We start from the raw sequence: 10,771 nt of genomic DNA on the forward strand, positions 1-10,771 counted from the left end.
GCAGGCCGCGGTGGGGGAGGCGGCGGGTCGGGCGTCGGTGTGGGCGTCGGAGTCGGCTTGGGCGTGGGCTTCGGCGGAGGGGACGGTTCCGGAGTCGGACAGGGCGGGGTCGGCGTCGGTGTGGGCGTAGGCGTGGGGCAGGTCCCCGCGACGGCCACCGCCACCGTGCCGTTGCCGCCGGGCCCCGTGGCGGCGTACGCGCAGGAGTCGGCCGCCGCCGGAGCGGGCGCGCCACCGGCGATCCAGGTCAGCGCGAGCAGCATCAGCAGGCGTATGACGAGGGCGCATCCGGGCCGTGGCTGAGTTCGTAGTGGTCCAGGCACGACGGAGATCATCGGTCCTCACGCGCTCGCGCGCGCGAGAGTGCGCTCAGGTTGCCCCGAAGGAGGTACAAGGGGGCTCACGCGCTTGCCGTCACGCGCCCGAACGGGCCTCCCACGCCCCACCAAAAGCAGGCTTCCCGGGCGTTACCAGAAAGAAATTTGTGCGCGCTTTGAACACTCACCGCACTCCCACCCGTACCTAGGGCCATACGCGGTGTGGATCAGCGCCGCAACACCTAAGCAGACAGCGGGAGTTACCAATGAAGACCTCCTGGCGGAGCGCCTCACTCGTAGCGTCAGCTGCGGCAGTGCTGGTGCTGACGACGGCGTGCGGTCAGGACAAGGCGGACACTTCGACCGGCAGCCAGAACGTGGGCGCGGCTCCCGCGGCCAATGGTTACGGTTCGGCGGGAGCCGCGGCCAGCCCGAGCACCGGCACCAACACCGGTGCGGGCGCCCAGACGCAGAGCGCCGGACAGCTTGCCGTGGCGGACACCGACAAGCTCGGTGAGGTTGTCACGGACAGCGCGGGCATGACGCTCTACCGCTTCGACAAGGACACGGCCGAGCCGCCGAAGTCGAACTGTGACGGCGACTGCGCCACTGCCTGGCCGCCGGTTCCGGCTTCGGGCGCCACCGCGCCGATCGGCGTTGACAAGACCCTGCTCGGCGAGGTCACCCGTACCGACGGTTCCAAGCAGCTGACCTACGAGGGCTGGCCGCTGTACCGGTTCGCGAAGGACACCAAGGCCGGTGACACCAAGGGCCAGGGTGTGGGCGGCACTTGGTACGCGACGGCCCCCGACGGCAAGAAGGCTTCCGGTGGCGGCGAGGCCGCGGCCGGCGGCAGCGCGGAAGCCGCGGACCTGCCGGGTCTGTCGACCCGTAACGACCCCGAGCTCGGTGAGGTCGTCGTCGACAAGAACGGCATGACGGTCTACCGCTTCGAGAAGGACGTCCCCTGGCCGATGAAGTCGAACTGTGTCGGCGAGTGCCTGGAGAAGTGGCCGGTCGTCGCGCCGGTCGACGCCGCCGACACCAAGGGCATCGACAACAAGAACGACGGCCGGCGCGGATACGTCGTCAACAACCGCCCGGACGGCCTGAAGCAGCAGAGCATCGACTGCTGGCCGCTCTACACCTTCGCGGGCGACAAGAAGCCCGGTGACACCAACGGCCAGGGCGTCGGCGGCACGTGGTACGCCATCTCCCCGGAGGGCAAGCCGCTCGGCAAGCCGAAGTAGTCCGGCCGAAGCAACCACGAAGCAGCCAAGCAGACGACCACTTCCCCAGGTTGGTCACCGAGACACACCGATCACGAAGCGCGGAGGGGAGGCGACGTTCGAAGCGCGGAAGGTTGTGAACGCACAGAGAACGTGAACGCACAGAGAAGGAGAGTGCCGAAAGTTCGGAAAACGTGTGCACAACCACCGGTTCGCCCCCTCCGCACCGCACGGAGGGGGCGAATCGGCTTTTTCACATCCGGCCGGACCCGGTCGCGTGAACGGTTTTCCGGGCGCTTCCTCGTAACGCTGCGCAGTTTCCCCGGAACTCTTTGGAATGCTTCGGTGCGATTTCGGAAGGCGGTCAATTCGGCACTTGCCGGAGGCAGTGACCTGGAACGGACGGTCAATTTCCGTTTCCACTCGCTCCTTTGGCGGGCGATCAGTAGCCTCAGCTCGAACACCGGATCGTCTACGCCTTGGAGAGATAGATGGAGCGTCCCGCCTGGGCCCCACGTGGCATCGACATCTCGGTGCCCAGCGTGAGCCGCGTCTACGACTACTACCTGGGCGGATCGCACAATTTCGAGGTCGACCGGGAAGCCGCGCGCCGGGCCATGGAGTTCATGCCGGGACTTCCCAAGATCATGCAGGCGAACCGCGCGTTCCTGCGCCGCGCCGTGCGCTTCGCGGCCGACGAGGGCATCGCCCAGTTCCTCGACATCGGTTCGGGCATCCCCACCTTCGGCAACGTCCACGAGGTGGCTCAGAGTGCCCGCCCCGGCGCACGCGTCATGTACGTCGACCACGACCCGGTCGCCGTGGCCCACAGCACGGCCGTCCTGGCCGGAAACGAGGACGCGGACGTGGTCGCCGCCGACCTCCGCAAGCCCCAGGAGATCCTGGCTAGTCCTCAGGTTCAGCGCCTGATAGACCTGAATCAGCCAGTCGCACTCCTTCTCGTTGCCATACTTCACTTCGTGGAGGACGCGGACGACCCGTACGGGGCGGTGGCAGAGCTGCGGGACGCACTGGCGCCCGGCAGCCTGTTCGTCGTCTCGCACGCCTCGTACGAGGGACTCCCGCTCTCCCAGGAGCGGGCCGAGGGCGCCGTCGACGTCTACAAGGACATCCGCAACCCGCTGATCATGCGCTCGCGCGAGGACGTCGCGCGGTTCTTCGAGGGGTACGACATGGTGGAACCCGGACTGGTGCCGATGGCGAAATGGCGGCCCGACTCGGCGTCCGAGGACGAGGATCCTTATTCCTACTCGGGTTTCGCGGGCGTGGGGCGCAAGGCGTGACCGCCGAGCCGGACGGGCCGGAGGACAGACTGCGCAGGTTCGCGACGATCTGGAGCCGGGCCGTGTTCCCGGCGACCGCGACGTCCCTGACCCGGCCGGAGTTCGAGCAGCGCCTGGTGCCGCTCGCCCGGCGGCTCAGCGAGGCGTTGCGGGCCAGGACGTTCGAGGCGGCCGAGGGTCAGGCCGTCGGTGCCGCGCTCATCGACGCGCACTGCACCGAACCAGAGGCGCTCAGCCGCACACTCGACTGCGTCGACGCCTACCTGGTGCTCTACTGCGGCGGCGACGGGTCCCAGGAGGCCCTGCGCACCCGCTCGGCGCGTCTGCAGCACGCCATGGCCGCCGGATTCGCGCACGCGCTGCGCGAACGGACGCTGGCCGAGCAGGAGTCCATCGCACGCGCCGCCCTCCAGGCCCAGGGCGTGGTGGCCGACGCGCTGCACGCCACCGAGGCACGCTTCCGCGCGGTCTTCGAGGGCGCCGCGATAGGCATCGGCGTCGCCGACCTCGACGGCAACATCCTGCAGGTGAACAACGCCCTGCTGCGGATGTTCGGCGGCACCGAGCAGCTGATGCGCGGCCGCAACGTCACCGAGTGGACCCACCCCGAGGACGCCCCCCAGGTGTGGCGGCTCTACGAGGAGCTGGTGCGCGGCGACCGCGAGCACTACCACGTGGAGAAGGCCTTCTACCGGCCCGACGGAACGGTTCTGTGGACCAACCTCACCGTCTCCCTGCTGCGTGACGCGGACGGCCGGCCCCAGTTCCAGCTCGCCCTCATGGAGGACACCACCGAGCGGCGGCTGCTCAACCTGCGGCTGCGGTACGAGGCCACCCACGACGCGCTCACCGGACTGCCCAACCGGACGCTGTTCTTCGAGCGGCTCGACAAGGCGCTCGCGGCGGGCGACGGCATGCGCTTCGGTCTCTGCTACCTCGACCTCGACGGCTTCAAGACCATCAACGACAGCCTCGGGCACGCGGCCGGCGACCGGCTGCTCGTCGAGGTCGCCGACCGGTTGCAGTCCTGCGCGACCGCGCCCGGCGAGATGGTCGCCCGGCTCGGCGGCGACGAGTTCGTCGCCCTGACGACCGGGCCCGACACCGAGAGCGAGGTCGACGCGCTCGCCGACCGCATCATGAACGCCCTGATCACACCGGTGCGCATCGACGGCAGGGAACTGACCGTCCGCGGCAGCATCGGCATCGTCGAGGGCCCGGCGGGCGAGCGCGGCCCGGCCGAGGTGCTGCGCAGCGCCGACATCACGATGTACCGCGCCAAGTCGGCGGGCGGCAACCGCTACGAGCTCGCCGACCCCGAGGCCGACGCCCGTGCCATCACCCGGCACGGGCTCACCACGGCGCTGCCCGCGGCCCTGGACCGGAACGAGTTCTTCATCGAGTACCAGCCGCTCGTCCACCTCGGCGACGGCAGCGTTCGCGGTGCGGAGGCTCTCGTGCGCTGGCTGCATCCGCAGCACGGCGTGCTCGGACCCGACCGGTTCATCCCGCTCGCTGAGCACACCGGCCTGATCGTGCCGCTCGGCCGCTGGGTCCTGGAGCAGTCGGTCCGCCAGGCCCGCGAGTGGCAGGAACGTCACGCCGACGCCGGTCCGCTGCGCATCAACGTGAACCTCTCGCCGTGCCAGCTGACCCATCCCGGCCTGGTCGCCGACACGGTCGACATCCTGGAGCGCATCGGGCTCGACCCGTCCTCGCCCTGCCTGGAGGTCACCGAGTCCGCCCTGATCGGCGCCGACGACGACCTGCTCAAGCCGCTGCGCCGGCTCGCCGAGATGGGCGTCGACATCGCCCTCGACGACTTCGGCACGGGCTATTCGAACCTCGCCAACCTGCGTCGCCTCCCGGTGAGCATCCTCAAGCTGGACCGTTCCTTCACCCAGGGCATGCAGCAGTTCCCGGCCGATCCCGTCGACCTCAAGATCGTCGAAGGGATCGTTTCCCTGGCCCACAGCCTGGACCTCGGGGTCACGGTCGAGGGCGTCGAAACAGCGGCCCAGGCCGAACAACTCCGCATACTGGGCTGCGACACGGCCCAGGGCTGGTACTACGCCCGCCCGGGGCCTCCGGACCGCCTCCACGAGCTGGCACTGGTGGACGCGACGGGCTGAGTGCCTTTGCGTGTGCGGGCGCATCGTGGCTGAGCGCGCAGTTCCCCGCGCCCCCAAAGGCGAAAGCCAGGGGCGCAGCCCCGCTTTTCAGGGGCGCGGGGAACTGTGCTACCAGCCCCCACGCACCCGCACCCCCGAACGGCGCTCAACCAGAACGGTGTCCCCGGGTACCGCCCCCCGGCGGAGCCTCACCGTTCCAGCAGCATCCGCTGAAGCTCCCGCGCAGCCCGAGGCGGAGCCACATCACTGCGGTGCGCCAGCGCGATGGTCCGAGCCAGCCCGGGCCGGGCAAGCGGGGTGACCCGCAACCCCCGCCCGGTCCGCGCAGCGACCATCCGCGGCACCACAGCCACCCCCAGCCCCGCCCGGACAAACCCCAACACCGCGTCCATCTCCCCACCCTCCACCGCGAAATCCGGCTCGAACCCGGCGGAGCGACACGCGGCAACGGTCAGCTCCCGCAGGTCGTACCCGTGCCGGAACATCACCAGCCGCTCACCCTCCAGGTCGGAAACCCGCACGGACCGCCGCCCACCCCCCGGCGCCGACGCCTCCGGCGACGACACCACCACCAGGTCCTCCCGCAGCACCTCCACCGTGGTCAGGGCGGGCGACGGCGTGGGCAGCGGCAGCACCACCAGGGCGAGATCGAGCGCCCCACGCGCGAGCTCCCGTACGAGATCGTGCGAGCCGCCCTCCTCGATCAGCAGCCGGATGCCGGGATACCGGTCGTGGAAGGCGCGCAGCACATCCGGCAGCAGGCCCGTGCACAGGCTCGGCGTCGCGCCCAGCCGGACCCGCCCGCTGCGCAGCTGGGCCAGCTCCTGGACCTCGTGCCGGGCCGTGTCCGCGTCGGCCAGGATGCGGCGGGCCAGCGGCAGCAGCGCCTCGCCCGCGTCCGTGAGCGTGATGTTCCCGCGGGCCCGGAGGAAGAGATCGGCGCCCAACTCCCGCTCCAGAGCCTTGATCTGCTGGGAGAGCGACGGCTGAGCGACATGGACCAGATCGGCGGCCCGGGTGAAGTGCCGCGTCTCGGCGACGGCCACGAAGTACTGGAGCTGCTGGAACTGCATGCCCCAAGAATACGCCCACGATAGCCAGGGCCTATCGAATCGAGCTGCTCCATGTCTTGGACCGATCGGCCCTCCCGGCCCTAGCGTGCGTTCCATGGCTCTGGCAACGCGGACGGAACGAAAACCGTCCATGACGCGCACCATGTGGGACTCGTCCGTCGGCAAGAAGACCGTGATGGCCGTCAGCGGCCTGATCATGCTGGGGTACCTGGTCGTTCACATGCTGGGCAACCTCAAGATCTTCTTCGGGTCGGACGAGTTCAACCGCTACGCGCACTGGCTGCGCACCATCGGCGAGCCCTTCCTGCACTACGAGTGGGCGCTGTGGATCATCCGCGTGGTCCTGGTCGCCGCCGTCGTCGCGCACGCCGTCTCCGCGTACCAGCTGAGCCGCCGCGACATCAGGGCGCGCCCCACCAAGTACGTACACAAGAAGCCCCGGGCCAGCTACGCCACCCGCACCATGCGCTGGGGCGGGATCATCCTCGGCCTCTTCATCGTCTGGCACATCCTCGACCTGACGACCGGCACCGTGCACCCGGACGGCTTCCAGTCCGGACGCCCGTACCAGAACGTGATCGACACCTTCTCCACCTGGTACGGCAACGTCATCTACATCGTCGCGATGCTCGCGCTCGGTCTGCACGTACGGCACGGCTTCTGGAGCGCGGCACAGACCCTCGGCGTGGGCAGCCGCACCCGCGACCGGGCCTTCAAGACCATCGCCAACGTGCTCGCGCTGGTGCTGACGGCGGGCTTCATCGCCGTACCCGTGGGCGTGATGACCGGAGTGGTGAGCTGACATGACCGCTGAATTCGCCGAGTACACGACCGGAGAGCCGGTCGTCGACACCAAGGCCCCCGAGGGACCGGTCGGTGAGCGCTGGGACACCCGCCGCTTCGAGGCCAAGCTGGTCAACCCCGCCAACCGCCGCAAGCACACCGTGATCGTCGTCGGCACGGGTCTGGCGGGCGGCTCCGCCGGCGCCACACTCGCCGAACAGGGCTACCACGTCGTGCAGTTCTGCTACCAGGACTCCCCTCGCCGCGCCCACTCGATCGCCGCGCAGGGCGGTATCAACGCCGCCAAGAACTACCGCAACGACGGCGACTCCATCCACCGGCTGTTCTACGACACCGTCAAGGGCGGGGACTTCAGGGCGCGCGAGTCGAACGTCCACCGGCTCGCCCAGATCTCCGTCGAGATCATCGACCAGTGCGTCGCGCAGGGCGTGCCCTTCGCCCGCGAGTACGGCGGCCTCCTCGACACCCGCTCCTTCGGCGGCGTCCAGGTGTCCCGCACCTTCTACGCCCGCGGCCAGACGGGCCAGCAACTCCTGCTCGGCGCCTACCAGGCGCTCTCCCGCCAGATAGCCGCCGGCAACATCGAGATGCATCCGCGCACCGAGATGCTCGACCTGATCGTCGTCGACGGGCGGGCGCGCGGCATCGTCGCCCGCGATCTGATCACCGGGAAGATCGACACGTACTACGCGGACGCCGTGGTGCTCGCGAGCGGTGGCTACGGCAACGTCTTCTACCTCTCCACGAACGCCATGAACTCCAACGCCACCGCGGTCTGGCGGGCCCACCGGCGCGGCGCCTACTTCGCCAACCCGTGCTTCACCCAGATCCACCCCACCTGCATCCCGCGCACCGGCGAGCACCAGTCCAAGCTGACGCTGATGAGCGAGTCGCTGCGCAACGACGGCCGGATCTGGGTCCCGAGGGCGAAGGGCGACAACCGCCCCGCGAACGAGATCCCCGAGAACGAGCGCGACTACTACCTGGAGCGCATCTACCCCTCCTTCGGCAACCTCGTCCCGCGCGACATCGCCTCCCGCGCCGCGAAGAACGTCTGCGACGAGGGCAGGGGAGTGGGCCCCGGCGGCCAGGGCGTGTACCTCGACTTCGCCGGTGCCATCGGGCGCATGGGCCGCAAGGCGGTCGAGGCAAAGTACGGCAACCTCTTCGACATGTACCAGCGGATCACCGACGAGGATCCGTACGAGGTGCCGATGCGGATCTACCCCGCCGTGCACTACACGATGGGCGGCCTCTGGGTCGACTACGACCTCCAGACCACCGTCCCGGGCCTGTTCGCGATCGGCGAGGCCAACTTCTCGGACCACGGCGCGAACCGGCTCGGCGCGTCCGCGCTGATGCAGGGCCTCGCCGACGGCTACTTCGTCCTCCCGTCGACCATCAACGACTACCTCGCCCGCAACCCGCACCATGACGAGGTGACGGACGAACACCCCGTCGTCCAGGAGGTGTTGGCCGACACCGAGGACCGGCTGCGGCTGCTCCTCGCCGTCGACGGCGACCGCACCCCCGACTCCTTCCACCGCGAACTCGGCGAGCTGATGTGGGAGTTCTGCGGAATGGCGCGTACGGACTCGGGGCTGCGCAAGGCACTTGAGCGCATCCCGCAGATCCGCGAGGAGTTCTGGCGGCGCATCAAGGTCCCCGGCACCGGCGAGGAGTTCAACCAGTCGCTGGAGAAGGCCAACCGCATCGTCGACTACCTGGAGCTCGCCGAGCTGATGTGCCTCGACGCGCTGCACCGCGCCGAGTCCTGCGGCGGTCACTTCCGCGAGGAGTCCCAGACCCCGGACGGGGAGGCGGAGCGTCGGGACGAGGAGTTCTCGTACGCGGCCGCCTGGCAGTTCACCGAGACCGGTGAAGCCCCCGTCCTGCACAAGGAAGACCTCGTCTTCGAGTACGTCCACCCCACCCAGCGGAGCTACGCATGAAGCTCACCCTGCGCGTCTGGCGGCAGCGCAACGCCGACGCCGACGGAGCGATGTCCACGTACGAAGTGGACGACATCTCGGCCGACATGTCCTTCCTGGAGATGCTGGACACCCTCAACGAGGAGCTCATCCTCAAGGGCGAGGACCCGGTCGCCTTCGACCACGACTGCCGCGAGGGCATCTGCGGCGCGTGCTCGCTCGTCATCAACGGCGACGCGCACGGGCCGGAGCGCACGACCTCCTGCCAGCTGCACATGCGGTCCTTCGAGGACGGCGACACGATCGACATCGAGCCGTGGCGCGCCTCCGCCTTCCCGGTCGTCAAGGACCTGGTCGTCGACCGGTCCGCCTTCGACCGGATCATCCAGGCCGGCGGCTACGTCACCGCCCCGACCGGCGCCGCGCCCGAGGCCCACGCGACGCCCGTGCCGAAGCCGGACGCCGACTTCGCCTTCGAGCACGCCGAGTGCATCGGCTGCGGGGCGTGTGTGGCGGCCTGCCCGAACGGGGCCGCGATGCTCTTCACCTCGGCGAAGATCAACCATCTGAACGTGCTGCCGCAGGGTGCGCCCGAGCGGGAGACCCGGGTGCTGGACATGGTGGCGCAGATGGACGAGGAGGGGTTCGGCGGGTGCACGCTCGCCGGGGAGTGCGCCACCGCCTGCCCGAAGGGCATCCCGCTCGTCTCCATCACGGGCATGAACAAGGAGTGGCTGCGGGCGACTCGAAAGGCGGGTAAGCGGTAGCGCCGTAGGGGCCGTGGTTGTTTGCGGGCTGCGGGTCCGATGTGGCTGGTCGCGCAGTTCCCCGCGCCCCTTACGGGGCACGGACACCCCCGCCTTACCAGGCACCCCTGGCATTCAACAAGCTCACACCCGGTCTCTCTCCGGGGGTTACTCGCCGGTCAGCCGGCGTCGGAAGAACAGGAGCGCACGGACCGTTCGCTTCGGTCCGCCGCGCCGCTCCGCCGAACCGGCCCGTGACCAGGAGAGTGCCATGACCGGCGTTTCCACGCTCGACAGCCCCCCACTGTCGACGGCCCCCACCCGCTACACCGTCACCCTCGCCCGCGACGAGGCGGACGTCCGCGCCGCCCAGCGGCTGCGTCACGACGTCTTCGCCGGGGAGATGGGCGCCCTGCTCTCCTCCTCGCAGCCGGGCCTCGACGTCGACGCCTTCGACGCGTACTGCGACCACCTGCTCGTACGCGACACCACGACCGGGCAGGTGGTCGGCACTTACCGGCTGCTGCCGCCCGACCGCGCGGCGATCGCCGGACGGCTCTACTCGGAGGGCGAGTTCGACCTCGGACCGCTGGCCGGGATCCGCTCCGGGCTCGTCGAGGTCGGCCGCTCCTGCGTCCACCCGGACCACCGCGACGGCGCGGTCATCGGTCTCATATGGGCCGGGATCGCCCGCTACATGGTCGACGGCGGCCACGAGTGGCTGGCCGGCTGCTGCTCCATCCCGCTCGCCGACGGCGGCACGCTCGCCGCGGGCACCTGGGACCGGGTACGGGACAAGCACCTGGCACCCGAGGAGTACCGCGTACGTCCGCTGCTGCCGTGGAGCGCCGAGGGCGTCACCCGTCCCGCCCGCACCGAACTGCCCCCGCTGCTGCGCGGCTACCTCCGCCTCGGCGCCTGGGTCTGCGCGGAACCGGCCCACGACCCCGACTTCGGCGTCGCCGACCTGTACGTGCTGCTGTCGATGCGCCGGGTCAACCCGCGCTACCTGCGGCACTTCCTGTCGCTCGTGCCGGCGTGATCACCATGTCCCGCATGGGTGCGATGGGTGCGACGGGCGTGTCTCGCGTGGCCGTGAAACTCCGCCCGCGTCGGGGCGGCACCACGACACTCGTCAGCCCGGGCGTGAGCACCCCGGTGTTCCCGGGCCCGGGCCTCGGGAAGGTGCCGCGCCCACGGCGTGGCGGCGTGCGCGTCGGGGCATGGGAACGTCC

At 69.9% G+C, this 10,771-nt stretch carries 8 protein-coding genes and 1 pseudogene; 8 read left to right on the top strand and 1 reads right to left on the bottom strand.

Going from position 1 to position 10,771, the window contains the following annotated elements:
* The 4 genes and pseudogenes from O3Q52_RS39190 to O3Q52_RS39205 form a co-directional block, all read left to right on the top strand.
* A pseudogene (locus tag O3Q52_RS39190) lies at positions 1-303 on the top strand (hypothetical protein); the annotation flags it as partial.
* Between the two features lie 280 nt (positions 304-583).
* Positions 584-1,567: an SCO0930 family lipoprotein gene (locus O3Q52_RS39195; protein ID WP_269653341.1), complete on the top strand. Its 984-nt coding sequence runs from the start codon at positions 584-586 to the stop codon at positions 1,565-1,567.
* Between the two features lie 470 nt (positions 1,568-2,037).
* Complete coding sequence (locus O3Q52_RS39200) at positions 2,038-2,850, top strand: SAM-dependent methyltransferase (RefSeq protein ID WP_269653342.1); 813 nt, start codon at positions 2,038-2,040, stop codon at positions 2,848-2,850.
* Positions 2,847-4,982 carry a bifunctional diguanylate cyclase/phosphodiesterase gene (locus O3Q52_RS39205; protein ID WP_269653343.1) on the top strand — a complete coding sequence of 712 codons (2,136 nt, stop codon included), beginning with the start codon at positions 2,847-2,849 and terminating at the stop codon, positions 4,980-4,982. Before O3Q52_RS39200 ends, O3Q52_RS39205 begins: the two co-directional genes overlap by 4 nt.
* 188 nt (positions 4,983-5,170) lie before the next feature.
* On the opposite strand, the gene O3Q52_RS39210 is transcribed toward O3Q52_RS39205, so the two are convergent.
* Positions 5,171-6,055, bottom strand: a complete 885-nt coding sequence (locus O3Q52_RS39210) for a LysR family transcriptional regulator (protein WP_189839307.1) — start codon at positions 6,053-6,055, stop codon at positions 5,171-5,173.
* Between the two features lie 130 nt (positions 6,056-6,185).
* On the opposite strand from O3Q52_RS39210, the gene O3Q52_RS39215 reads away from it, so the two are divergent.
* From O3Q52_RS39215 to O3Q52_RS39230, 4 genes are all read left to right on the top strand, one after another.
* Positions 6,186-6,857 carry a succinate dehydrogenase gene (locus O3Q52_RS39215; RefSeq protein WP_269653344.1) on the top strand — a complete coding sequence of 224 codons (672 nt, stop codon included), beginning with the start codon at positions 6,186-6,188 and terminating at the stop codon, positions 6,855-6,857.
* A gap of 1 nt (position 6,858) precedes the next feature.
* A complete protein-coding gene (locus tag O3Q52_RS39220) occupies positions 6,859-8,811 on the top strand; it encodes a fumarate reductase/succinate dehydrogenase flavoprotein subunit (RefSeq protein ID WP_269653345.1) in 1,953 nt (650 codons plus the stop codon).
* Entirely contained in the window at positions 8,808-9,557 is a 750-nt protein-coding gene (locus O3Q52_RS39225; protein ID WP_055611311.1) for a succinate dehydrogenase/fumarate reductase iron-sulfur subunit, read from the top strand. Before O3Q52_RS39220 ends, O3Q52_RS39225 begins: the two co-directional genes overlap by 4 nt.
* A 250-nt stretch (positions 9,558-9,807) precedes the next feature.
* Complete coding sequence (locus O3Q52_RS39230; protein ID WP_269653346.1) at positions 9,808-10,578, top strand: GNAT family N-acetyltransferase; 771 nt, start codon at positions 9,808-9,810, stop codon at positions 10,576-10,578.
* Positions 10,579-10,771: the final 193 nt, after the last annotated feature.

The sequence above is a fragment of the Streptomyces sp. ActVer genome (assembly GCF_027270795.1).
Lineage (GTDB): Bacteria > Actinomycetota > Actinomycetes > Streptomycetales > Streptomycetaceae > Streptomyces > Streptomyces umbrinus_A.